The 23753-nt window shown below is 42.4% G+C and carries 23 protein-coding genes; 18 read left to right on the forward strand and 5 right to left on the reverse strand.

Annotation, left to right across the window (positions count from 1 at the left end; translation table 11 throughout):
- Window positions 1–50: 50 nt before the first annotated feature.
- Window positions 51–437 carry a DUF1304 domain-containing protein gene (locus CH376_RS06250; RefSeq protein WP_100784585.1) on the reverse strand — a complete coding sequence of 129 codons (387 nt, stop codon included), beginning with the start codon at window positions 435–437 and terminating at the stop codon, window positions 51–53.
- Window positions 438–596: 159 nt separating this feature from the next.
- On the opposite strand from CH376_RS06250, the gene CH376_RS06255 reads away from it, so the two are divergent.
- Window positions 597–1577: a GlxA family transcriptional regulator gene (locus CH376_RS06255; RefSeq protein ID WP_100784586.1), complete on the forward strand. Its 981-nt coding sequence runs from the start codon at window positions 597–599 to the stop codon at window positions 1575–1577.
- Here CH376_RS06255 and CH376_RS06260 read toward each other — a convergent pair.
- Window positions 1570–2985, reverse strand: a complete 1416-nt coding sequence (locus CH376_RS06260; RefSeq protein ID WP_100784764.1) for a hypothetical protein — start codon at window positions 2983–2985, stop codon at window positions 1570–1572. The genes CH376_RS06255 and CH376_RS06260 overlap by 8 nt on opposite strands.
- A gap of 397 nt (window positions 2986–3382) precedes the next feature.
- On the opposite strand from CH376_RS06260, the gene CH376_RS06265 reads away from it, so the two are divergent.
- Window positions 3383–4093: a hypothetical protein gene (locus CH376_RS06265; RefSeq protein WP_100784587.1), complete on the forward strand. Its 711-nt coding sequence runs from the start codon at window positions 3383–3385 to the stop codon at window positions 4091–4093.
- Here the strand turns inward: CH376_RS06265 and CH376_RS06270 are convergent.
- The gene (locus CH376_RS06270; RefSeq protein WP_165781699.1) at window positions 4090–5019 is read right to left on the reverse strand and encodes a glycosyl hydrolase family 18 protein; all 930 of its coding nucleotides are present in this window, start codon (window positions 5017–5019) and stop codon (window positions 4090–4092) included. The genes CH376_RS06265 and CH376_RS06270 overlap by 4 nt on opposite strands.
- 109 nt (window positions 5020–5128) lie before the next feature.
- Between CH376_RS06270 and CH376_RS06275 the strand changes: the two genes are divergently transcribed.
- The 7 genes from CH376_RS06275 (at window position 5129) to CH376_RS06305 (ending at window position 12233) form a co-directional block, all read left to right on the forward strand.
- Window positions 5129–6019: a fructosamine kinase family protein gene (locus CH376_RS06275; RefSeq protein WP_100784588.1), complete on the forward strand. Its 891-nt coding sequence runs from the start codon at window positions 5129–5131 to the stop codon at window positions 6017–6019.
- A gap of 61 nt (window positions 6020–6080) precedes the next feature.
- Window positions 6081–6812, forward strand: a complete 732-nt coding sequence (locus CH376_RS06280; RefSeq protein WP_100784589.1) for an SDR family oxidoreductase — start codon at window positions 6081–6083, stop codon at window positions 6810–6812.
- A 72-nt stretch (window positions 6813–6884) separates the two neighbouring features.
- A complete protein-coding gene (locus CH376_RS06285) occupies window positions 6885–7838 on the forward strand; it encodes an ABC transporter ATP-binding protein (RefSeq protein ID WP_100784590.1) in 954 nt (317 codons plus the stop codon).
- Window positions 7835–8917 (forward strand): ABC transporter permease, encoded by a 1083-nt coding sequence (locus tag CH376_RS06290; RefSeq protein WP_100784591.1) that lies wholly within the window; start codon window positions 7835–7837, stop codon window positions 8915–8917. Before CH376_RS06285 ends, CH376_RS06290 begins: the two co-directional genes overlap by 4 nt.
- Window positions 8918–8943: 26 nt before the next feature.
- Entirely contained in the window at window positions 8944–10050 is a 1107-nt protein-coding gene (locus tag CH376_RS06295) for a quinone-dependent dihydroorotate dehydrogenase (protein WP_100784766.1), read from the forward strand.
- Between the two features lie 130 nt (window positions 10051–10180).
- Window positions 10181–11626, forward strand: a complete 1446-nt coding sequence (locus CH376_RS06300) for a M43 family metalopeptidase leptolysin (RefSeq protein ID WP_100784592.1) — start codon at window positions 10181–10183, stop codon at window positions 11624–11626.
- A 34-nt stretch (window positions 11627–11660) separates the two neighbouring features.
- On the forward strand, window positions 11661–12233 hold the full coding sequence (locus CH376_RS06305; protein WP_100784767.1) for a hypothetical protein: 573 nt from the start codon (window positions 11661–11663) through the stop codon (window positions 12231–12233).
- 47 nt (window positions 12234–12280) lie between these two features.
- Here CH376_RS06305 and CH376_RS06310 read toward each other — a convergent pair whose 3' ends face one another.
- Complete coding sequence (locus CH376_RS06310) at window positions 12281–12958, reverse strand: hypothetical protein (RefSeq protein WP_100784593.1); 678 nt, start codon at window positions 12956–12958, stop codon at window positions 12281–12283.
- Window positions 12959–13006: 48 nt separating this feature from the next.
- Here CH376_RS06310 and CH376_RS06315 point away from each other — a divergent pair, with 48 nt between their 5' ends.
- From CH376_RS06315 to CH376_RS06330, 4 genes are all read left to right on the forward strand, one after another.
- Window positions 13007–13552, forward strand: a complete 546-nt coding sequence (locus CH376_RS06315) for a SixA phosphatase family protein (RefSeq protein ID WP_100784768.1) — start codon at window positions 13007–13009, stop codon at window positions 13550–13552.
- Window positions 13549–14094 carry a hypoxanthine phosphoribosyltransferase gene (gene hpt / locus CH376_RS06320; RefSeq protein ID WP_100784594.1) on the forward strand — a complete coding sequence of 182 codons (546 nt, stop codon included), beginning with the start codon at window positions 13549–13551 and terminating at the stop codon, window positions 14092–14094. Before CH376_RS06315 ends, hpt begins: the two co-directional genes overlap by 4 nt.
- Before the next feature lie 307 nt (window positions 14095–14401).
- Entirely contained in the window at window positions 14402–16165 is a 1764-nt protein-coding gene (locus CH376_RS06325; protein WP_100784595.1) for a cation:proton antiporter, read from the forward strand.
- Window positions 16166–16369 (forward strand): DUF1289 domain-containing protein, encoded by a 204-nt coding sequence (locus CH376_RS06330; protein WP_100784596.1) that lies wholly within the window; start codon window positions 16166–16168, stop codon window positions 16367–16369.
- A 115-nt stretch (window positions 16370–16484) separates the two neighbouring features.
- On the opposite strand, the gene CH376_RS06335 is transcribed toward CH376_RS06330, so the two are convergent.
- Entirely contained in the window at window positions 16485–17696 is a 1212-nt protein-coding gene (locus tag CH376_RS06335; RefSeq protein ID WP_100784597.1) for a glycosyltransferase family 4 protein, read from the reverse strand.
- 191 nt (window positions 17697–17887) lie between these two features.
- On the opposite strand from CH376_RS06335, the gene folE reads away from it, so the two are divergent.
- From folE to CH376_RS06365, 5 genes are all read left to right on the forward strand, one after another.
- The gene (gene folE, locus CH376_RS06340; RefSeq protein WP_100784598.1) at window positions 17888–18439 is read left to right on the forward strand and encodes a GTP cyclohydrolase I FolE; all 552 of its coding nucleotides are present in this window, start codon (window positions 17888–17890) and stop codon (window positions 18437–18439) included.
- 118 nt (window positions 18440–18557) lie between these two features.
- Complete coding sequence (gene acs / locus CH376_RS06345; RefSeq protein ID WP_100784769.1) at window positions 18558–20522, forward strand: acetate--CoA ligase; 1965 nt, start codon at window positions 18558–18560, stop codon at window positions 20520–20522.
- Window positions 20510–21307 carry a cobalamin-binding protein gene (locus CH376_RS06350; protein ID WP_100784599.1) on the forward strand — a complete coding sequence of 266 codons (798 nt, stop codon included), beginning with the start codon at window positions 20510–20512 and terminating at the stop codon, window positions 21305–21307. The genes acs and CH376_RS06350 overlap by 13 nt, the downstream gene beginning before the upstream one ends.
- Window positions 21308–21602: 295 nt before the next feature.
- The gene (locus tag CH376_RS06360; protein ID WP_100784601.1) at window positions 21603–22442 is read left to right on the forward strand and encodes a methylated-DNA--[protein]-cysteine S-methyltransferase; all 840 of its coding nucleotides are present in this window, start codon (window positions 21603–21605) and stop codon (window positions 22440–22442) included.
- Between the two features lie 114 nt (window positions 22443–22556).
- Entirely contained in the window at window positions 22557–23666 is a 1110-nt protein-coding gene (locus tag CH376_RS06365; protein WP_100784602.1) for an alpha/beta hydrolase, read from the forward strand.
- Window positions 23667–23753 lie beyond the last annotated feature (87 nt).

The raw sequence follows: 23753 nt of genomic DNA on the forward strand, positions 1-23753 counted from the left end.
AATTCTAATTTGGTTTAGAATTTATATCTGTCTCCGGATTCCTTCCTCAATCAGTTATAAGTCGCAGCTCCGATCAGTGCGATTGCGATCAATGGAGGTAAACCTTGAATGATCGCCGCGCGCGCCATAGCGGGTTTGGAAGCGAAAAGAACAAGACCGGCTCCAAAAACGGAAAGACAAGAGAAGATCATAATTGCCGGTGCGTAAGCCGCATGAACTTCGAAAAAGATCGCTCCGTACAAAGCTCCGATTGCGAGAAAGAGGTTGTAAAAACCTTGGTTTAAAAAGACGCCTTTCATAGCTTCCGCTAACTTTTTATCCGTAACACCAAAACGTCTGTGGATTGTCGGGCGCATCCAAAGCACACTTTCCATAAGAAAAATCCACACGTGAAGCGCACCGACGATACCGGCTAAAATTCTTGCGGCTAAAATCATTCCATAATCTCCTTTAAGATTTGTTGGGGTAGTTTAGCAGTTGCATTTTCTTTTGTAAAGGCGCTTCTACGCCAATTTTCGACGCGATTCGGCCTCAATACTCTTTGCCGAAATGGTATTTTTATTGCGATTCGGCCAAATCCCGTAGAATTGCGGGCTATGGACGTTGTCATTCTTCTAATTCCCGGAGCGCCTGCTTCGGTGATTACCGGCCTTTTTGAGTTTTTCGAATTTGCCGGAATCGATCTTGAGAATCGTAGAAAGCCTTCGATGATTCGCGTGCGAACGGCGGCGATTCAATCGGAGCCGGTGCAACTTCACGGGAAGGTTCAAATCAAACCCGACCTCGTAGGTCGCTGCGAAAAGGTGGATCTCGTTATCGTGCCCGCGATCGGACCGAACGTAGTCGGAATCAAACGCAGATGCGGACTCGAGATAGAATGGCTCAAAGAAGCGGCGGCGCAAGGAGTAAGAATTGCGAGCGTTTGTTCAGGCGCGTTCTTGCTTGCGTCCACCGGTTTGTTGGAAGGCAGATCCGCCACAACCCATTGGCAATTCGCTTCCCTTTTTAGAAGGATGTTTCCTTCCGTGAACTTGGACGTGGATAAACTCGTCATCGATCAGGGAAATTTTTTAACCTCCGGTGGAAGCAACGCATTCTACGATTTGAGTCTTCATGTTTTGGAGCAGTCTTTAGGAAGAGAAGTGGCTCTCAAATGCGCGAAACACTTTCTTCTCGACTCCGATCGAATTTCTCAAACGCCGTTTATGACCTTTGCCGTTCAAAAACATCATAGAGATTTACCGGTCGCAACTGCCCAAGATATTTTAGAAAACGAATTCACTTCGGCGATATCGATGGAAACTCTAGCGGAAAGAGTGGGTTTGAGTTCGAGAAGTTTGAAGAGAAGATTCAAACAAGCCACTGGGGATCCGCCTTCCACTTATTTGCAACGCCTTCGAATCGAATGGGCAAGGCGTCGTTTGGAGGAAACGGGAGATTCGATTGAAGAGATCAGCTACGCCGTCGGATACGAAAACGTCGGTTTCTTTCGAGTTCTTTTCAAAAGATATGTGGGTGTTACGCCGTTAGAACACCGTCGCCGTCATTCGATCAAAGTTCCGGTTCGATTCAAATAAATTTACTCATTCTTTCCGTAGCGTAAAGGCCTTCCCTTGATTTTAAACTCATACCGGAAAACAGAGTCTCTGAATTGATTCCTTCGATGATGTTGACCGGATAAGTGATTCGTTTGTCTTGTTTCGTGTGGATAGGATAGAATCGTTTTTGATCTCGATAAGAATAAGTCGTAAGGACGATCGTCTCCACGTCGTGAAAGACGGCTTCCAAATTTCTGAGTAAAGTATTCGTTTTAGAAGTTATATTTTCATTGATGTCCTCCCAAGCCAAAAGTTCGCCCGAGTTTTCGATATTCAGATGGACTAGGATCGGACTCGAATCGGATCTCTTTTGTTTATTTTTTTCCAAAACTTTACGAGCCACAAGCAGCGCATCCGTATCGTTGCCTCTTCCCGTTTTAACCAGAATAGCTTTGTTTCTTTGAAGCAATTCGAACCCGTCCCCGTAGCAGATCAATTCTTCCGCGTGATCCAAAACCTTCCACCGTTCCTCTTCGCTTAACATTTCAACCTTTCGTCTGGTATAAAGTGAATACGCTATATTCCAAAGAGATTGATACATCAACGCGGGAATTAAAAGAGGAGGGAGATCCTTCACCGCAAAAAGTTTTTGTATGATCGCGTTGAATAGATCCGGCTGAATCAGCTTTTGAGAAGCAAAGTCGTCCGAAACGACGATAGCAGTGACTTCTCGCAAAAGACATGATTTCATGCAGAGAGCCGTTTGGAAGTCGTTATAAAACAGAAGTTCCGGTTCCATAAACAATTCTTCCGGAGTTTTAAATCCCACGTATCTCGCCGTCGAAGGATCCTTAAACGGATATTTCAAAAAGGCTTTGTGAAATATTTCGGACGGGGCTTTAAAGTCGAAATCTCGGATGATCTCGGAAGTATCCAAAGTACTTCCGTCTCCGAAAATCAAGGTTTCCGCCATGGAATCGGTGTTCGTGATTCCTTCCAAGACGTAGAGTCTTTCCTTTTGGAATACGTTACGAACTGCAAGCGTTTGTTCCCGAATCGCCTTTCTCGCGGCAACGTCGTCGTGGTTGTGAGCCGCGCAACCCAATCCGGGAAGATCGGATCGGTGCATATAAGCGATAAAAAGAGCCGGAGTGTTCGGAGTGTTGCAGATAGCGTCGTTGATCAATCGATCAATCCGATTCCAAAACCAGAAATTGTTGAGATTGGTCGCGACTATATTTCCGTCAGTTCTACCGAAGCGAATCGTAGTAACGGGATAACCTTTGAGTTTGCTGCCGTGTACTCGACCATCGATGCACTTCGTGACTAGAACTTTGGGCGCGCGAATACTGAATTCTTGAATGACGTGTTTCATTCTTCGAATGGTTTCCGATTGAAGAATGTTCTCCTCTAAATACTGATCCAAGTACCGGTGAATTTCCTGCACTGTAACCCCTTTTACAAATTTCCTAAATCTTTCGAACCCGTAATCCGCAAGAATCGAACTGGAAACGGATTTACTTGAGGGAGGAATTGTCGTTCCCATTCTAAAGATAAGAATGGAATTGTAAAATTCATTTAAAGATCCGTTTAAAATTAAATTCCGAAAAGAAGTCCGGCTAAATTCTTCTTTTAAGAATCCGTTGCGATCGATCTTTCATCGACCTGACAAATTTTCATTTCGAACAAGTTAGAATTCGAAATTTGCTGAAACTGGAATACTTTCCCGAAAAGAAATTTATTATTTCCTAATTGAACAGATGTTTAATCTTTTCTAAGAATTAAAAAATTCAATTCCGAAATCGCCTCTCTCAGTCTAAGAAAGTGATTTTAGGAAGGCAGATATGAAAGTGATGATTCCATTCTTAATTTTGAATCTATCATTTCCCGTTATTGGAGAAACAAAGAAGATGCAATATTATGGAACGGCAACGGATTTAGAGTCGGGTAAAATTTTATATTACGATCACCACGAAGAAGTTTGGGAAGACGGAAACCATTCTTATTCTACGATTCAATACAAGGATCCTCAGGGAAAAATATTTGCGAAAAAGAAAATTCAATTCTCTAAAAACAAATTGGTTCCCGATTTTCAGTTGGAGGATTTTAGAGACGGTTATCTGGAAGGAGGAACGTTCTTAAAAAACGGATCGGCGAAATTATTCGCAAGAAGGACTTCTAAAAAACCTTTAGAGGAGAAGACGATTTCTTTTTCGGAACCGGCTTCGATGGACGGAGGTTTTGATTATTTTATAAAGTCTTATTGGGATTCTCTTCTGGAAGGTAAAACGATTCGTTTTCGATTTTTAGTTCCCGTGGAAAGGGATACGGTCGGCTTCTCGGTTTCCAAAACGAAGCTCGGTGAATACAAAGGAAAACCCGCGCTTTATCTAAGAATGAAAATCGACAACGCGCTTCTTTCCGTTTTTGTGAAACCCATCGACATGGTCTATGATATGGAATCCAAAAGAATTATGGAATATAAGGGAACTTCCAACATTAACGATTCAAAAGGAAAAAGCCTGAACGTAAAAATCACATACGATTTTCGTTAAAACCCGATTCTCCAAAATGCAGTTCCTCGGAGCTTGTAGCTTTTCGTCAGTTCTTGTAACTGAAACAACGACCTTGGGTCGGAGATAAATCCGGTTCCCGTGGAATCTTTGATTTTTATAAATCCGTCTTCCGAGTCTATGATTTCAAAACGGTTTCGATTTGTTGTTAGGATTTTTTGATCGATGATTTTTATCTTTCCTCCTTGTTTCCAGAAATATCCGTAAAGAGGAAGTCCCAGCCAAAGTTTCAAGGGCGGAATTTTATCGGACAGAAAATCCAAATTCTTCTTAGTCCAAGAAATAGAAGTCACCGGTCCGGGTGCAGTTTGGGAAGAATGGAAATCGTAACTCATCAGAACAAATTCGTCGATAAAATCGGCGTCCAAAAGGCCCGCGTGAATTTTAGAATTCGAATTCGGAAACTCGATCTGAGGAAACAAAGCGAGAGTCAAAACTTTTTCGCGTGGAAGTCTCTTCCTCAATTCTTTTAGAAATCTTTTATAATTCGATATCTGAGAATTTGAAATGTATTCGATATCCAAATGCAATCCTGATAGATTAGGGTTTTGTTCTATAAAACGACTAAGACTATCGATCGAATTTTGAATTCCCGATTCCGTTTTTAAGAAATGCCAGTCGTTCGGATGAGAACTCGTAACTAAGGGAATCAATCGGACCTTATATTTTCTGCTTAACGATAAAAAAGATTTCGGGAGAGGAGCAGATCGGAGGCTTCCATCGGCTCTCAGATAGGTTCCCGTAAAACAAAGAGTATGCGATTTTGAGAAAATTTCTGTCCAATCTAAGGAAGAGTTTTGTTCGATCGATGGATGGATCATATAATTCCAAAGAGGTTTTGATTCCTCTCCAAAAAGAGAAGATACTTTAAGTAAGCAGAGTAAGGTAAGAATTGGAAGAAGGTTCACGTCTTACGGAATATAATACGTTTTTTTAAATTTCAATCAATCCGGGAACCTTTCAGACCGATTTTTTAATCAGAGAGAAGGACCGGACCTCATCCGGGAGGAAGCGAGTGTGGTCATCAAAGCGGGATTAGAAGAGGCGATCTACGACGGTCTGGAAAGGCTGGGAATTTTGAATTCCGGCTCGAGACCTAGGATCTCTTTGCATTCTTCCAGTCTCAATGAAATTTACCTCGTTGCGGCGCCAGCCCATTCTTTCGCGGTAAAAGTGATTCCCAGTCGAGAGATGGCGGAAACCGAAAAAGAATCCCTTGAACAACTCTACAGAGTCGGCGTACGAGTTCCGGAATGTTATGGAACCGCGCAGGCCGGTAACTCTTGGTTTCTTGTAATGGATTATATAGAATCCGGAACGAGTTCCGGCGCGAGAGAGGATTTGATTCGAAGTTTGAAACTATTGTATCAAAAAGATTCAAACTCCTGGGGTTGGAAGAGAAATAATTTTATAGGAACTCTTTCTCAAAAGAACCGATGGTTTTCAACCTTTGAGGACTTTTTTTGGGAATGTCGCTTATCACCGCAGTTGGACTTGGCTTTCGGACGAAAACTGATGACCCAAAAAGATTTGGATCACGTCACCGACGTTTTTCGAAAGTTTACGGAAGAATGGTCCCTCAATCGATCCCGTCCGAGATTGATTCACGGAGATCTTTGGTCCGGTAATATTCTTACCGGAAAGAACGGACATTCTTATTTGATAGATCCTTCGATTTCTTTTTCTCATCCGGAACAAGATCTTGCGATGTTGAATCTATTCGGAAGTCCTTTGAATCTGGAAGAGATGCAGCAGATTCTTTCCTTTATCGGAGTTGAGGATCCGGGACACCTGAAGGATCGAATTCCTTTCTGGCAGATCTATCCGGTTTTAGTTCATATCAATCTTTTCGGCCCTTCCTATCTTTCTTCGCTCAGACAAATTCTTCGTTACTACGGCAAAAGTTAATTCCAACTTCGATCGATGAAGTGCTTGATCGTTCCGTTTCAAAAAAGAAGATAAGCGGATCATGAAACTTTCCGGAAATACGATCTTGATCACCGGCGCGACGTCCGGAATCGGTTTGGAACTTGCAATGAGATTTGCGTCGCTCGGCAACACCGTCCTTGCTTTGGGAAGAAATAAAGAATCTCTTTCCAAATTATCTTCCGTTCCCGGAATCGAAACGATTCGATGCGACCTTACGAAACCCGCCGATTTCGATAAGTTGATTTCGCTTATCAAAAAGAAATATTCTTCTCTCAACGTTCTGATCAATAACGCGGGAATTCAGTTTAATCCCGATTTTTTAAAAGACCCCGATCAAAGCGCAAACATTGAAAAAGAAATCCAAACAAACCTAACGATTCCGATACGTTTGATTTCTCTTTTAATTCCGATCCTTAAAGTCCATTCCGACTCCGCAATTGTAAACGTGACTTCCGGTTTGGCTTTGGTCCCCAAAAAGTCCGCCCCTTTATATTGCGGAACAAAAGCCGGGCTTCACCTGTTCACGGAGGCGCTTCGTTATCAGCTCGATGGATCGAACATTCGAGTGATCGAAATGTTGCCTCCTCAAGTAGATACTCCGATGACGGCCGGCCGCGGAAAGAATAAGTTAACGACCGAGAAATTAGCCGATCAATTTTTTTCCGCGCTGGAAAAGGACAAGGTTTATATCGGAATCGGAGTGGTTCGATACCTTAGATTTTTACTCCGTCTCTTTCCTTCTTTGATTTATAGACTCGTAAGGAACGCTTGAGAATTTTCGCCACATCGGAAGTCAAAAAATGAAAATCATAATTCTACAATCCATAAGGAAAAGGACGTTCTCTTGAATCCTGAAAATTCAAACGAATCTAAGAACCTCGTCATCGACGTTCGCAACGTAATCAAACGTTTTAAAAATACGACCGCGGTCAACGGCTTAAGTCTTGAAATTCAAAAGGGAGAATTTGTCGCGCTCCTAGGCCCGAACGGAGCCGGTAAAACGACCTTAATCGAAATGCTCGAAGGAATTCAAAAACCGGATCAAGGATCGATTTCCATCCTCGGAACGACTTGGAAAGAAAACGAAACCCTTTTGCGATCCAAAATCGGATTGGCTTTACAGGAAACTCGTTTCATGGATCGAATCACCGTCCAAGAAACCCTCGATCTTTTCGGAACGTTTTATAAAAGTAAAAAAGAAAGACTCACCGAAATTTTGGAATTGATTAACTTGGAAGACAAACGGAAGGCTTACGTTAGTCATCTTTCTGGAGGTCAAAGGCAAAGGCTGGCGCTCGGAGTATCTATATTAAATTATCCTGAAATTCTTTTTTTGGACGAACCTACGACCGGTCTCGATCCGGGAGCGAGAAGAGACGTCTGGAAAATTCTGGACCGCCTTAGAAAAAGTAAGACCACCATGATTCTTACAACACATTATATGGAAGAGGCTGAAACTCTTTGCGAAAGAATCATCATCATGGACCGTGGAAAAATTTTGGACCAAGGAACTCTTCCCGATCTGTTAGGCAGAACCGGGGGCGGAGAAATCATTCGGTTTTCGGTGGAGGACGGATCCGATCCGGAGAATTTACTTCCATCAGAAGGAATGTATAAATATTATTGGGACCCGGCGAAATCGGAAGCTAGAATTTACGTTTCAGCGATCGCCGATTATCTTCCTCGATTGATCCAGACGATTTCTTCCTCGGGGAAGAAGTTAAAGAATCTGGAATGTCATAAAAAAACGTTAGACGATCTTTTCCTTAGCATGACGGGAAGGGGACTGGAAGAATGAAACAAATCCTTCAATTAGTGAGCATTCAACTCAAGGAATTTTACAGAGAACCCGGAATTCTTTTTTGGGCTTTCGTTTTTCCGATCGCAATGGCGGGAGTTCTCGGGATCGCATTTAAAAATCGCGGCTCCGAAGAAGTAAAAATCGCCGTATTAGAAAATTCTTATCAACTCGAAGAATTAAAAAGAACCCTCGAAGCGGGTGATTTCATAAAGAAAGAACCGAAGCCGATAGAAGAGAATGACATTTCTCAATCCTTACCGTCTCTCAAATTCTTGGTCCTTTCGAAAGAGGAAGCCATTCGGGATCTGAAAAAGGGAAAGTTGAATCTGATTTTGGAAAGGACGAACGAAGGTAGGATTCATTTTTCTTTCGATCCGGAAAATCCGAACGGACAGAGAGACTATCTGTTGATTCTTGCTAAAGTCCGCTCCAACCGATCCGATTCGGAATTCAAAATCGAAAAGCTGGATTCGAAAGGAACGAGATACATCGATTATCTAGTCCCGGGAATGCTCGCGATGGGAGTGATGAATTCCTGTCTTTGGGGAGTCGGTTGGAATCTCATCGAGATGAGAATGAAAAAACTTCTCCGTAGAATGTCCGCCACTCCGATGAATAAACTTTATTTTTTATTATCCTTCTTTTTCACAAGATTGGTCGTCACCGCAGTGGAATCTATGATCCTCTTGAGTTTTACCTTCTTAACGTTTGAAAACGCTTTCGAAGGTTCGGTGGGAGCCGCTATTTTAATCTATCTTGCGGGCAACTTTTCGTTCGCTTGTATCGGAATGTTTATCGGATCGAGAGCGGCCAGTTCTCAAGTGGGCAACGGTTTGGTAAACGCCGTCACTTTTCCAATGATGGTCTTATCCGGAATTTTCTTCTCTTATCAAAATTTTCCGGAAGCGGTTTTACCTTTCATTCGAAATCTTCCTCTTACTTTGATGGCGGATTCCTTACGCGCAGTTTTTATAGAAGGCGCCGGTTTGGCGGCCGCGATTCCCGCAGTTGCCGGATTGCTTATTTACGGAATCGTATTTCTTTTTGCGGGAAGCAGAATTTTTCGCTGGTCTTGATCCAAGAGGAGAAAAAAGTTTCAGAGATGATTTCTTCCTCGTTGAGACAAGGCGCTTACGCCGCTTTTCTGAAACCTTTTTTTCTTTCTCTAGATCCGGAGACGGCGCACGGACTCGCAAAAACTTTACTCGGAGTGAGTCGAAAAATTCCGGGAGTTCTTTCCGCTATGGAATCGATGACTTCCTATCAAAGCGATCGATTGAAAACCAAAGTCGCCGGAATCGAATTCGAAAATCCGTTGGGAATGGCCGCAGGCTTTGATAAGACAGGAGAGTTGTATCCTTTTTTGAGCAGAATGGGTTTCGGTCACGTCGAAGTGGGAACGATCACAGGTCAGGCACAACCGGGAAATCCAAAACCGAGAGTTTTCCGTTATCCGGAAGACCAAGCGCTCGTTAATCGAATGGGCTTTAATAATCCAGGCGCGGATCTCGCATTCGAAATTCTTTCCAAACAAACTAAAGGAAAAATCCGGGGAATCAACGCCGGCAAAACAAAGATCGTTCCGGAAGACAAAGCCGTCGAGGACTACGTCTACACTTTGAAACGTTTGGCGCCTTACGCCGATTATACGGTCATCAATATCAGTTCTCCGAACACTCCGGGTCTTAGAAACTTTCAGAAGCAGGAGAATTTTGTTTCTTTGATCGAAGGTATTCGTTCCGGACTTGGAGAAAATTTTAAAATTCCTATCTTCATCAAGTTCGCACCCGACATGGAACAAAAGGACTTGGAAGCATTGCTAGAAACTTCTCTCAGCTTGAAATTGAACGGAGTCATTCTTACGAATACTACGATCGATAAATCGCTCCTCTCGAAATATCCTAATGTGGAAAAAGAAGGAGGTCTTTCCGGCTCTCCGCTTAGAAAAAAATCGACCGAGTTCATTCGTGTTGCGTATAATCTATTGAAGGGGAGAATTCCTATTATCGGGGTGGGTGGAATTGATTCGGGTGTTACAGCATTGGAAAAAATTCTTGCAGGTGCTGATTTGATTCAAGTTTACACCGGTTATATCTATCAGGGTCCGTTTTTACCTTTGCGTATTCTTGAATTCTTAGATCGATTTCTTAAAAAAAATCGTTACGATTCGATCTCTCAGTTAGTTGGAAAAGAAAAGGAAATAAATTGAATCCCGAAAAATGGACGATGGTTCCGTGAAACAGAAAAACTCTTCTTGGATTTCACAATCGAAGAGGAAATTTATTTTATAAAAATGGAATAGGATCGCTCTCTAAAAGAAGTATTAGGAAATTAGTGATATGTTGATAAAAACTTTCGTCCCGCTTTTGATTCTTTGTTTATTCTCCTGGGGATGTCCGGTTGATAAGGACAAAGATAAAACATCCGAAAACATAAATCTTCTTCTCGGTTTGTACGTTTTTAATGAATCGCTTTATCGTTGTGATCCTTCGGAAAATACGAGAACTTCGGGTGCGACTCCGAATTTCAGCGTCACTTCCTCCAACTTAAGCCAAGTTTTATTAACGGAGAGTAACGCATACGCGGATGGAGGGACCGCCTATCTTGCGGGAACCGTAAACTTTCCGGGAATCGGAAAGAATAATCCCGTAGGAATTGTTTACGCGGAACAAAATCACGCCTTTGCCTCCAACGCGAATCGTTTTATCTATCCTCTTTGGGAAAATGCCGCGCGAAATTTGATTCAGGATAACGGCAAAAGCGAAGCGGCCGGATCCCGCTCCGTAACCACCGCTTTTCCGATCGGAGCGAGTCCGGGTTATTATGCTCCGAGTGCGGGTTATAATAATTTCGGAAGTAATATCTTAGGAGTGGATTTTATTCTTCCTGCCGTTCCAAATCCGTCCGTTCCAACGCGTAGAGTTACGAATAATACTCCTCATACATGTGAAGAATATAAATTTCGCGCTGAACCGAACGGGATTTTCGGAAGCGCTAGTTCGGGATTGTCTAAGGTCTGGCAATCCAGAAAAAAATTGAACATCAATCTGATCTTTGTTCCAACCGCGGTAACGACGCCTACTACGGTTGGAATGGCGACGATGATTCAAACTTTAAAGGATATCTATGCACAGGATACGGTGAAGATAGACATTACGGTTAACGCTGTTGTTGCAACCGGTGCAGACACCAACTTTCTAACTATCGCGAACGTCTCCGACGATTACGGAGACGTCGCCGGTTCATTGGCTACGTTGTATAAAACAAATCCGGCGGCGGTTCAGGATCCGAATTCTTTGAATATTTATGTAACGAGAGGTTATACCGTTTCCAGTAGCGCGCCCGCCGGAATATTAGGGATCTCATCGGGTATTCCCGGAATTCCAGTGGCGGGAACGCCTAAGTCGGGTATGATCGTATTTATTGAAAATCATAGAACCGCGACAGGATGCGGAGGTGTTGGCGCGGATTTAACCTGTGCATCCGATCAGATCTTTTTAGCGAAGACGATCGCGCACGAAGGAGCCCACTTTTTAGGTCTTTATCATCCGGTGGAAAAAGACGTAGTCAAAGGACGTTATTCTCTCGATCCTTTGCCGGAAACTCCGGAATGTCAGGATCAAAATGGAAACAATCTCGTCGGTTTGGGAGAATGTTTAGGGACCGGCTTTTACAATAGCGGGGGACTCAATCTTATGTTTTGGGCGGGCAATCCTACGATCAATCAGACACAACTTACCGGAGAACAAGGTTGGGTGCTTCGTTCGCATCCTCTGGTGTACTAATATGAGAACAAAGAAAAATCAAATCGGTTTAAGAATGGGAAATATCTTTTTAACGTATCTGTTCGTTTTACTCTGGATCACTTCCGCAATTCAAGCGGAACCGCTCAATCCGGATCAGTATGAAAAAATAAAATCCGTCGTATTACAAACGGGCCATATCGATAAGGAAACGCTCGTGAAGGAAGTCTACGCGATCAATCCGAATCCGCAAGAGTACCTGATTGCGATCTCAAAAGAACCGGGTATGAGAGTCTATGCGCTATCGCAGATCAATGACTTGATCGCGGACTTCGGAGGAAATTCGGCGAAGACGTATTTAGAATCAACGATTTCGAACGAGAATTTTCATCCCTCGGTAAGAAGCGCCGCGGTTTTTGCGTACGGAAAGTCGTACTATCCATCAGATAAAACTCATACTGAGAATTTCTTAAAACAATATCAAAATCACAATACGATCGGAAGTACGATTCAGAATACTTTGAAGGATCTCAAGGCCGGGAAAATGAATTCGGTTCGATTTTCGGATCGTTTGAAAAAATCAAATTTGGAAGGCATCAAAGATAAGAATCTTCGTAGACCCGGCTCCGATCACAAAAAGAACGATTGAGAAATTCTCTTTGAACGAGGTCGATCAAATTTGACGAAAAGGCTGCGTCAAGGAGAAGAATCGTTGGGCGTCGCAGTTTGTCTGCAAATTCCCTTTTCTTTCCAGTCCAATTTCCATTCGCTCGCTGAATCGTCTTTAAAAAGACGAACGATCAAGTTTGTACAGGAATAACGAACGTTATTCTCCATTGATACTTCGTAATCGCCCGAATAACGAAACCAAGAAACGTCTAAATCGCTGCCGGAGATGGCTTCTCCGATTCTTAAATTTTCGATTGTTTTTCCCTTCCATCGATCTTGCAAAAGGCTCTCTTCGATTAATTTCAGAACGGTTTCTTTGTCAGGAGATTCTTTTCCCGGATCGGATAAAACGATATTTTTTCCAAAACCCAATTCGGAAAAAAGCCAACCCTTTGTGCGTACAAAAACGTAATTTGCGCCTACTTCGGTTCTGGTTACGCTTCCATCTTTGCGTTTTGTCGTGACTAAGAATGGAAATTTGTAAAGTATATCGACGCCCGACTTCGGATCGTCTTTTTCTATAAGAACGGGTTCGCCGTTGCTTTCAATAGATTGAATTTTATCTCCGAGATTCTTTTTCAACCAATGAATTTGAACGTCTTTTTTTGCTCTTTCTTCGTCGGGGGGACCGGCTAATTGTGAGCTCAACAAAGTGGGCATCAAAATGAGCAAAGCAGTTCCAGCTAACGCGAAGACCTTTTTCATAGCTCCATAATTAAAGAGATCTTTTACCTCTTGTCAATGAATTTAAAGTTGACCGGAGAAGAGGAAAACGAGAGACAAAGTTCGTTGAAACAAATTCATTTAATCAGACACGCAAAATCAGATTGGGAATCCGAATTCAAATCCGATCGCGAAAGACCTCTTTCGGAACGAGGAAAGAAAAACGCTCGATCTCTTCGGAAGTATTTGGAGAAAATTGAATTTAAAACGGATCTGTTTTTAATTTCTGATTCTAAAAGGACTTTGGATACTTATAAAATTCTTACCAAGCATAAGGATATCTCTTCCGAGATCAAAGTAACCGAAGAATTGTACGAATCTGATAGCGAAGATATCTTAGTTAAACTTAGAGAATTGGATTCTAATCTAAAGAGTGTGGCATTGTTAGGTCATAATCCTGGAATTGAAGAAATTGCAAACCGTTTGATCCGAGGAAATGAAGACTTGTCCTTAACCGAATCGATTCTATTAAAATTTCCCACATCCGGATTCTTGAGTATACACGCCGACATTGATTCGTGGAAGGAACTCAGCAAGGTTCCCGGAAAAATAATTCGATTTTGGATTCCGGGATGAATCAAAAAATTTCAGACATTCTTCATCCTCGTTTCTCCCAAGAAGAAATTGCAAAAAGGGTAAAGTCCTTAGCTTCCGAGATCGCAAAGGATTATAAAAAATTAAATCCTGTTTTTATATGCGTATTAAAAGGCGGAGTATATTTTTTCTCGGACTTAACAAGAGAGATTCCTTTTTCCGTGGAGATAGATTTTGTACAGGCAAAATCGTATGTTGGTACGGTTTCTACCGGAAAAATTGATCTGTTAAAGGATATCAACACCGATCTTTCCGATCGTCATGTGATTCTTGTCGAAGATATTTTAGATACGGGTTTCACGTTGCAATATCTTGTAAGACATATCTTCACGCGGAATCCGGCGAGTCTTGAGATCGTGACACTTTTGCTAAAGGAAAGAAAAAACATTCTCGAATTTCCGGTGAAATACGTAGGCTGGAGAATCCCGGACGAATTTGTCGTGGGCTACGGTCTTGATTTTGACGGTAAATACCGGAATCTTCCGGATATTCACGTTTTGGAACCGGGAGATTTCTCCGTTTAATTGAAGTTTTAGCTGCTACCAATTTCAAAGAACTGATTTATTTTTTTGCGAAACTCCTTCTTTCACAGCAGAAAAATTGAGAGAAAAAAGATTTCATTTTCAATCTCAAGTTTTTGCGAGATGGAGAAAAAAAATGTTTTTTACCAAAGGAATCTTCTTTAGTTTAGTAAGTAGAATCTTTTTATAAGATTCTGCCGTTCGCTTATAAGAAACCAGAGAAAGAATGCGATCAAGTTACCGCGTCGTTTTAGGACTTGTGCTTCGGGTTTTTTAAAAAAGAAATTAGAATTTAGGACGAACTGTAAATATGGAGCATCATTCTCTTTCTCTTTTAAACGATATCGCGTTGAGCATCATCTTTGCGACTTTCTTTTCCCATATTGCTAGGGTTACCAAACAGCCGTTGATTCTCGGTTATGTTGCGGGCGGGCTTTTACTCGGACCGAACTTAGGTCTCGGTCTTGTCGTAAATGAAGAAAGTATAGAATTAATTTCCGAAATCGGTTTGATTCTTTTGTTATTTATCATAGGTCTTGAAATCGATCTAAAAGAATTGGCGCGGATGGGAAAGTCCATGTTCATCCTCGGAATCAGCCAGTTTGTCTTTTGTGTTCTCTTCGGATTAATTTTCTTCAAAGGAATTCTCGCCGGATCTCCCGGAAAATTCGATCTTCTTTACTTTGCGATCGCGCTTGCGATCAGTTCGACGATGATCGTCGTCAAACTTCTTCACGATAAATTCGAAGTGAGTACGATCGCTGGCCGACTTACCATCGGCGTGCTCGTTCTTCAAGATATTTGGGCGATCATTTTTATGGGCGTTCAACCGAATCTTCAGGATCCTCAGATTCTTAAGATTGCGAGTTCGCTCGGAATCGGACTGGTTCTCATCGGAGTCGCTTTTTTAATCAGTAGATTCTTTCTTTCCAGATTGTTTGAAGCGGCCGCCTCCAAACCGGAACTCATTTTAATCACGTCCATTGCTTGGTGTTTTTTACTTTGCGGCTTCGCGGAAAGAGCTGGTCTTTCAAAAGAAATGGGCGCCTTGATCGCTGGAGTGAGCATCGCGGCGTTTCCCTATGGAGCCGATGTAATCGCAAAACTTTCGGGAATCCGAGATTTTTTTATCACTCTTTTTTTTGTGGCCCTCGGAATGAAAATTCCGATTCCTTCGATTCAGATCATCAGTATTTCTTTGATCGCCGTTGCCTTTGTGATCGTGAGTCGAGTGATTACAGTCGCGACTCCCGTTTATTTTTCTGGAAAAGGTTTGAGGGCCGGCGTCGTAACCGGTTTAAATTTGGCGCAGATCAGCGAATTCTCGCTCGTGATTCTTTCATTGGGAATGGGTTACGGACATATCAGCAAAGAATTGGAATCGACAGTTTTGACTTCGATGATTCTCGCATCCGTAGTTTCCACTTATATCATACTTTTTAACGATCCGATTTCGAGATTCATCTTACGAATGTTAGCCGGAATCGGTCTCAAGGAAAAAGAAGAGAACCGTACCGAGTCCGATCTTACCGGTCAACCGAAACGGGATATCGTAATTCTGGGTTATTTTAGAATCGCTCAAGGACTTTTGGAAGGGATCGAAAGGGAAAAACCGGAATGGTTGAATCGGATTCTTATCGTGGATTTTAATCCCGTCTTTAGACAGGCTTTGGAAGCGAAGGGGATACGATGGGCGTACGGAGATCTTGCCAATCCGGAAACACTGCATCATTTGGGAATCGAAGACGCAAGATACGTGATCTGTACGATTTCCGATATGATTTTGAAAGGTACAACCAATCGAAGACTTTTGGAATCTCTGAAAACGATCTGTCATCACACACAACCTTCCATCGTACTTACGACCGACGACGCGAAAGAGGCGGACGTCCTCGTAGAAAGCGGCGCGGCTCATGTCATCGTTCCGGGAAGAATCAGCGGAATGTCCCTTTTCAAAGAAATGAAAACGATCGTCGATCATTCTAAAAACGGTCATGAAAAGACGAACGCTCCTACGAAAAAAAAATCCGTGAAAAAGAAAGCCGCGGCGAAGTCTAAAGTTCGAGGAAAATGAATGGTTCGTTCTCCGTGTAATAAAATCTGCACGATGGATTTTGAAACCGGATTTTGCGAAGGTTGTTTTCGAACGATCGAAGAAATCGGAAATTGGTCTCGTTATTCCGACTTAGAAAGGGAGAATCTTTTCTTGATCGTCCGATCTAGAAAGGAAGAGATTCTTTCCCGGAAAAAAAAGATCAAAAAAGAAATCGAGTTTTAGAATTTCCCTCTTTCATTCATTTAAAATGAAATTGTCTCTCCGACAAACGCAGACTTTCTTCGAAAAATTCTTGCACGGGTTTTAAGACCGTTGCGTAAGTTACGGCAAAATCCGATTAAGAAAGAATTTTATAAATTTCTAATGTTTTTTCTGCGGAACGTTTCCAGGAAAATCTTTTCGAATTCTTTTTTCCTTTCGGTACGAGAGCCTTTGTTTCTTTCGAATTCTTAAAAAAACGTTCTAATAGTTGTTTTAATTCCTCCGGTTGATCCGGAGAAAAATATGAAACGGTTTCTTCCAGCATTTCGGGCATAACCGTCGCGTTGGAAGAAAACACGGGACATCCGCAGGCCTGAGCTTCCAGAGGAGGAAATCCAAATCCTTCGTATTTGGAAGGAAAGATCAAAACTCCGGCGCAAGAATAAAGACAACGAAGTTCTTCCAAGGAAAGCCGTTCCATCGGAAGAATTCGATTTTTATAATCCTGGACTTCCGGCTCGAGATAATCCGGAATTTTTCCCGAAGCGCCTCCGAGGACCCAACTCGATTTTAAGATCTTAGAATCCCAAAAGAATTTTAGAACGTTTAAGACGAAGTTTAAATTCTTATGACCCTTTCCGATTCCCACACTGAGCAAATATCCTTCTTTGAGTTTGTATTTTTTTAAGAATTTTTTTTTCTCTTCGGACGAAGCGGGATAAAAAACGGATTCGTCGATTCCATTCGGAATCACTTCGATCGTATCTTTTGAAAAATGAAAAACTGATTCCAAATCCCGTGCGGTATATCGAGAAACGGAAACGACTTGTTTTGAGAAAAATCGGATCAATCGAAATACGATCTGCATATAGATTCTTTTTGCAAAACTTGAATGAAATTCTTTCATACGAAACGGAATGATATCGTGAATCGTGACGATAACTTTTGAAAGATAAAGCAGCGGAGCGTTAAAATGAGGAATATCCAAAAGATCCATCTCCCTCATCAACGGATGTCCGAAAAATTCTTTCAGAGAATAGATCGGAACTTCGTAGGATATTACCGGATAAGAATAGGATTCCGATCCGCTCGCGCGAGAATTCGAAGGACCGTCACTTTGCGGTTCCTTTTTAAGACCGGAAATTTCATGGCAGGAAATTCCTTCCTTTCGGATTGTTTCCGAATTTCCAAAAAGAAATATCTGAAAATTCATCTTCTCCGCCAAAGGGCCGATGTATTTAAGAATTCCCCGGATTCTCATCCCGATCCCGGAATGTGCGATCATACGGGCGTCTAACCCGATCTTTACGGGTCGATCTCGTTTTGTTCGGAAATTCTCGACGTTCATGATAGGACAAATTCGCTCGCGGTGGGAAATCCGCAAGAAAATCAAAATCCGATGGAAGATTCTATAGCCTATTTTGAGAATGGGAATGTTCTCTCTTGGGATTCTAAAAAAGATCAACCGAATTCTTCGAAATAGAATCTAACAAGAGACCCTGATCCAATCTTAGGAAATATAACTGAAGAGAGTTTAAATTGGAAGAAGAAGTTGTAAAAATTCTAAAATCGATCGGCGAAGATCCGAACAGAGAAGGACTTCGTGATACTCCGAAAAGAGTTTCGAAGGCCTATGATTTTTTGACCTCGGGATATCGAGCCGATATCAATACGCTGGTAAACGGAGCGATCTTTGACGAACCGACCGAAGGAATGGTATTGGTGAGAGACATCGAAATGTATTCTCTCTGCGAACATCACCTTTTGCCTTTTTACGGACGGGCTCACGTCGCTTATCTTCCAAATAAGAAGATCATTGGGATCAGCAAAATTCCAAGGATCGTGGACGTTTTCGCGAGAAGACTTCAAGTGCAGGAGCGCCTTACGGAACAAATTGCGTATGCGATACAAGAAGTTCTCGATCCGCAAGGAGTCGCCGTTGTGATCAAAGCGAAACATCTTTGTATGATGATGCGCGGCGTTGAAAAACAAAACTCGGAATTGTTCACGTCGTGTATGTTGGGAGCTTTCAAAGACAATATGGTGACTCGTTCCGAATTCTTAGATTTGATCCGAACCGGTTCCACCTAAGTAACGAAGACCTCCTCTCCTTGCGAATTCGTTGCGAGGAGGTTTCTCGTTTGATTTTCCGCAATTTGGTAGACAGAGAAAAAAAAAGAAACATTCTTTACCGAATCTGGAGGAAGTCATGGCAAAAGAACGGATCGTTCCACCGTCGGCAGATTTCAAAAAAAAAGCTAACCTCAGTCTCAAAGAATACAAATCACTTTATAAAGAATCCATAGAAAACCCGAACAAGTTTTGGGGAAGAGAAGCCAACCGACTCACTTGGTTTAAAAAGTGGACTAAGGTTCTCAGTCACGATTTTAAAAACGCAAAAGTAGAATGGTTCAAGGGAGGAAAGCTCAACGTTTCCTACAACTGTTTGGATCGTTATATCCAGACTTCGCACAAAAACAAAGCGGCTTTGATTTGGGAAGGCGATAGTCCTTCCGAATCGAGAGTTCTTACTTATTACGATCTATATAGAGAAGTGAATCGTTTCGCGAACGTTTTAAAAAAATACGGAGTGAAAAAGGGAGATCGGGTTTTGGTTTATCTTCCGATGATTCCCGAGTTAGCCATTACAATTCTTGCATGTTCCCGTATTGGTGCGATACATTCGGTTGTATTCGGAGGATTTTCCCCCGAGGCTCTTCAAAGCAGAATCGACGATTGTAAACCGAAATTGATCGTAACCGCCGACGGAGGTTATCGCGGCGGAAAACCGGTGGAGCTCAAAAAGAACGTGGACGTTGCGATCGGCGCGGCTACGGAAAAAGTCAAAAGTGTGATCGTGGTCAGAAGAACCGGAAACGAATCCGGGCTCGTTTGGAAGGACGGACAAGATCACTGGTATCATTTTTTAATGAACGATCCGGAATTGCCGGAATACTGCAAACCCGAACCTATGGATGCGGAAGATCCTCTTTTTATTCTTTATACTTCCGGTTCTACGGGAAAACCGAAGGGTGTTTTGCACACAACGGGCGGTTATCTACTCGGAGCTAATTTAACTTTTCATTATGTATTCGATATCAAACCGGAGGATACGTATTGGTGCACGGCTGATATCGGGTGGGTTACGGGACATTCTTATCTTGTATACGGTCCGCTTTCCAACGGAGCTTCTTCGGTGATGTTTGAAGGAGTTCCTTCTTATCCCGACGCGGGAAGATTTTGGGACGTGATCGATAAATACGGAGTCAACGTGTTTTATACGGCTCCCACGGCGATCCGCGCTTTGATGCGGGAAGGATTGGAGCCGATTAAAAAAAGAAATTTGAGTTCGCTTCGACTTCTCGGATCCGTGGGCGAGCCGATCAATCCGGAAGCGTGGGAATGGTATTATAAGAATATTGGAAAGAGCCGTTGTCCGATCGTGGATACTTGGTGGCAAACCGAAACCGGATCGATCATGATCACCGCGCTTCCCGGAGCGATTCCGCAAAAACCCGGATCCGCAACGTTGCCTTTCTTCGGCGTACAGCCGGTTCTTGTGGATAACGAAGGAAAGGAACTCACCGATAAGGGAGAAGTATCCGGAAATCTCTGTATCAAAGGACCTTGGCCTTCGATGATGCGGGGAGTTTACGGGGATTCCAAAAGATTCTTCGATACTTATTTTTCACAGTTCAAAGGTTATTATTTTACCGGAGACGGTGCGAGAAGGGACAAGGACGGTTACTATTGGATCACGGGAAGAGTGGACGACGTGATCAACGTATCCGGTCATAGAATCGGAAGCGCCGAAGTCGAAAGCGCACTTGTGGAAAATAAATCCGTGGCCGAAGCCGCAGTCGTGGGTTTTCCCCACGATATCAAAGGTCAGGGCATTTACGCCTATGTGACCGTGAAGGAAGGAGTTACCACAAACGACGAACTCAAAAAAGAACTCATCGCAACCGTCGAAAAAGTGATCGGTAAAATCGCAAGACCGGACGTGATTCATTGGGCGCCTGGTTTACCGAAAACTCGCTCCGGTAAAATTATGAGAAGAATTTTGAGAAAGATCGCTTCTGCGGAATTCGAGGGATTGGGTGATACTTCTACTCTCGCAGATCCTTCGGTGGTTCAGAAGTTGATCGACGATAAGAAAGAATTTCACAGCTAAGGAGAAAGAATCTGGTCGGTCCGAAAAGAATCATTTGTCTCACCGAAGAAACGACCGAGCTGCTTTATCTTTTAGGAGAAGAGGATCGTATCGTCGGAATCTCCGCATATACGGTTCGTCCTCTCCGTGCGAAGACTGAAAAGCCGAAAGTTTCTGCGTTTATCAATGGAAACGTAAAGAAGATCAAAGAATTAAAACCGGACCTTGTGATCGGATTCTCGGATATCCAAGCGAATCTCGCAAAAGACTTGATAGCGGAAGGTCTGAACGTCCTCGTTACAAATCAAAGAACGATTTCCGAAATTATGGAAACCATGCTTTTGTTCGGTTCGATAGTCGGCAAAACGAAAGAAACGGAAAATTTGATCGACGGATGGAAAGCGAAGTTGGAAAGAATTCGGAAGGAGAACTTATCTAAAAATCATCCGAGAGTTTTCTTTCAAGAATGGGATGAACCGATCATCACCGGAATCTCCTGGGTAGGAGAATTGATTGAAGCCGCCGGAGGAAAGGATTGTTTCGAAGATCTCAGAAATAAATCCATGGCGAACGAAAGAATCGTTTCATCCAAAGTTGTCGCGGAAAAAAATCCGGATGTCTATCTCGGTTCTTGGTGCGGAAAGCCCGTAAACTTTGATTGGGTTCGAACTCATCCGGATTGGAAGGACACGAACGCGATTCGAAATCAAAAAATTTTCGAATTGGATCCTTCGATCATCCTTCAACCGGGGCCTGCCCTTTTCGAAGAAGGGATCGACCAACTCGTAAAATTTATTCATTCTTAGCGGAAGAGTTGTTCGTTTGCCCGATCTTCGTATGTTTTCCTTTTACAAGTTTCAGATTTTTGTTTTTTTAAAGAATGGTAATCACGGAAAAAATACCGCTCTCCAATTTTACTTAGAAACGTACTTAAAGTCCGTTTTAAGACGTTTTCAGAGAATATACGGTTTGTCGGAACAAATTAAAGTCATATTTTTTGGTTGCAAAAGAGTTGAAAATATTTCCTAAAACGATTTCAAAAAAATCAAAAATAGCAAGGATCGGGTTTTAAAAAATAACCTTTGAGATATTCTTTTTGATATGGATCACTACAAAAAAATCGCAACAGCCATTCAATTCATTCAAAAGAATTCAACGTCGCAACCGGAATTGGAAGAGATCGCAAGATCCGTAAATCTGAGTCCTTTTCATTTTCAAAGAATTTTTACCGAATGGGCCGGTGTCAGCCCGAAACAATTTCTGCAATATCTGACTCTTCAAAACGCAAAATCGATTCTTTCCAAACCGCAATCTACGTTATTTGATGCGGCTTATGAAACCGGTCTTTCCGGAACGAGCCGGCTGCACGACTTGTTTATTAAGATCGAAGGAATGACTCCAGGTGAATATAAAAACGGAGGGGAAAAACTCACGATCCGTTATAGTTTTCAAAAGGGAATCTTCGGAGAATATTTAGTCGCTTCCACTGAAAAAGGAATTTGTAATTTATTCTTTTATGATGTTCCGAAGGAGGAAGTTTTATCCGAACTTCAGGACCAATGGGACCAGGCTCGATTGGTCCAAAAGACGGACAAAAACCAAGAACGTGTAGTTCGTTTTTTCGATAACGCATTGCATGGAGGGGACAAAATCAAACTTCATTTAAAAGGAACCGATTTTCAAATCAAGGTTTGGGAAGCATTGTTGAAAATTCCGGAAGGGCAATTGTCTTCGTATTCTAAAATTGCAGCGTCTATCGAACAAGAAAGCGCTTCGCGAGCCGTGGGTTCCGCGATCGGAAAGAATCCGATCGGATACTTGATTCCCTGTCATCGGGTGATCAAGAACACGGGTGGAATCGGAGAATATCGCTGGGGTTCTCAAAGAAAGATGGCTATGATCGGATGGGAAGCCAGTAAAACGAATTCACTTTCCGCTTGAATTTCAATTTCGATTCTTAGAATGAAGTTTGAACCGATTTCTAAAATTCCTTTCCGCGCGAAAAGAGAATCTTAGGATTTGATTTTATATAGGTAGAAAAATTTCGGAGAGTTTATGAAACGTTTGATAGGATTTGTAATTATCTTCGGACTTTTCTTTTGTAAGCAGAATTCAAAGAGTTTCCAGGAAGAAACTCTGGAACCTCTCTTTGAAATTCTTCTGGTGTTGAGTTATCCTTATTTGATCGATACTTGTGCGATCACGCCGGTCGGATATTACGGACCGATCCCGCCTATCTCGCAAGGATACGGTTCTCGGGGTAACAATTCGGTTTCCGTAGTTGCTTTGCCGAATCCAAGCGCTCCTCGAAACGTCTGTGTCTACTATCCGACGGGTCAGAATACAAAGGCTCCGGTTTTATTTCTAATGCACGGTTTTAGTTCGCCTTCTGCGGAAGCTTATTATCCCTTAATCGACTTTTATGTTTCGAAAGGATATGTGGTAGTATTTCCTATTTATATTTCCGATCGAAGAGACCCGACCGAAAATTACAAATTTATGTTGGATGGGATCAACTTTGCGGTGGATAAATTTTCGAATATCATCGATACGACTCGGGTCGGCTATATGGGACATTCTTACGGAGGCGGCGCGACTCCTTATTTAGCGCATCAGGGAATCGTTCAAAAAGGTTGGGGAAGCAACGGCTCGTTCATTTTTCTTTTGGCGCCATGGTATTCTTTTTCGATCAGTAACGCCCAACTCACGCAGTTTACAAATTCGACAAAGATGATCGCGCAGATTTACGATAATGACGATGAAGTCGATAACCGAATGGCGATCGATATTTTTACGAACATTGGTATCGCCAATTCAGAGAAAGATTTTGAGATCGTCTATTCCGAAGCGCGCAACGGATACACGCTCAACGCGGATCATTATACTCCGATTAAGAATACCGTCATCGGACTCGGTTCTTTGGACACATTAGATTATTTCGGAATTTGGAGACAACTGGACGCGTTAGCCGATTATAGCTTTCATAATTCGGCTGCTGCTAAAGATATCGCTTTAGGCAACGGATCTGTTAACCAAAAGATGATGGGTGTATATTCCGATGGACAATCTGTGAAAACAATGACAGTTTCCGATTCTCCGACACCGTTACATCCGGAAAACTTTTTCATTCATCCGTTTTCTAATTCTTTGAATCCAAGATTTTAACCTCTTTGTCAAAGATAGGAATGAAAAACCAATTTTATGGAACGTAGAGGTGTCTTTTTATAATAAAAAGATCTAATCCTCCTTTTT

It is taken from the genome of Leptospira adleri, from assembly GCF_002811985.1.
GTDB classification, from domain to species: domain Bacteria; phylum Spirochaetota; class Leptospiria; order Leptospirales; family Leptospiraceae; genus Leptospira; species Leptospira adleri.

What these genes read in the sequence shown, in the direction of transcription:
- CH376_RS06250 (WP_100784585.1), bottom strand. Translation starts at nt 437, where the DNA reads ATGATTTTAGCCGCAAGAATTTTAGCCGGTATCGTCGGTGCGCTTCAC.
- CH376_RS06255 (WP_100784586.1), top strand. Translation starts at nt 597, where the DNA reads ATGGACGTTGTCATTCTTCTAATTCCCGGAGCGCCTGCTTCGGTGATT.
- CH376_RS06265 (WP_100784587.1), top strand. Translation starts at nt 3,383, where the DNA reads ATGAAAGTGATGATTCCATTCTTAATTTTGAATCTATCATTTCCCGTT.
- CH376_RS06280 (WP_100784589.1), top strand. Translation starts at nt 6,081, where the DNA reads ATGAAACTTTCCGGAAATACGATCTTGATCACCGGCGCGACGTCCGGA.
- CH376_RS06290 (WP_100784591.1), top strand. Translation starts at nt 7,835, where the DNA reads ATGAAACAAATCCTTCAATTAGTGAGCATTCAACTCAAGGAATTTTAC.
- CH376_RS06295 (WP_100784766.1), top strand. Translation starts at nt 8,944, where the DNA reads ATGATTTCTTCCTCGTTGAGACAAGGCGCTTACGCCGCTTTTCTGAAA.
- CH376_RS06300 (WP_100784592.1), top strand. Translation starts at nt 10,181, where the DNA reads ATGTTGATAAAAACTTTCGTCCCGCTTTTGATTCTTTGTTTATTCTCC.
- CH376_RS06305 (WP_100784767.1), top strand. Translation starts at nt 11,661, where the DNA reads ATGGGAAATATCTTTTTAACGTATCTGTTCGTTTTACTCTGGATCACT.
- CH376_RS06310 (WP_100784593.1), bottom strand. Translation starts at nt 12,958, where the DNA reads ATGAAAAAGGTCTTCGCGTTAGCTGGAACTGCTTTGCTCATTTTGATG.
- hpt (WP_100784594.1), top strand. Translation starts at nt 13,549, where the DNA reads ATGAATCAAAAAATTTCAGACATTCTTCATCCTCGTTTCTCCCAAGAA.
- CH376_RS06325 (WP_100784595.1), top strand. Translation starts at nt 14,402, where the DNA reads ATGGAGCATCATTCTCTTTCTCTTTTAAACGATATCGCGTTGAGCATC.
- CH376_RS06330 (WP_100784596.1), top strand. Translation starts at nt 16,166, where the DNA reads ATGGTTCGTTCTCCGTGTAATAAAATCTGCACGATGGATTTTGAAACC.
- CH376_RS06335 (WP_100784597.1), bottom strand. Translation starts at nt 17,696, where the DNA reads ATGAACGTCGAGAATTTCCGAACAAAACGAGATCGACCCGTAAAGATC.
- acs (WP_100784769.1), top strand. Translation starts at nt 18,558, where the DNA reads ATGGCAAAAGAACGGATCGTTCCACCGTCGGCAGATTTCAAAAAAAAA.
- CH376_RS06360 (WP_100784601.1), top strand. Translation starts at nt 21,603, where the DNA reads ATGGATCACTACAAAAAAATCGCAACAGCCATTCAATTCATTCAAAAG.
- CH376_RS06365 (WP_100784602.1), top strand. Translation starts at nt 22,557, where the DNA reads ATGAAACGTTTGATAGGATTTGTAATTATCTTCGGACTTTTCTTTTGT.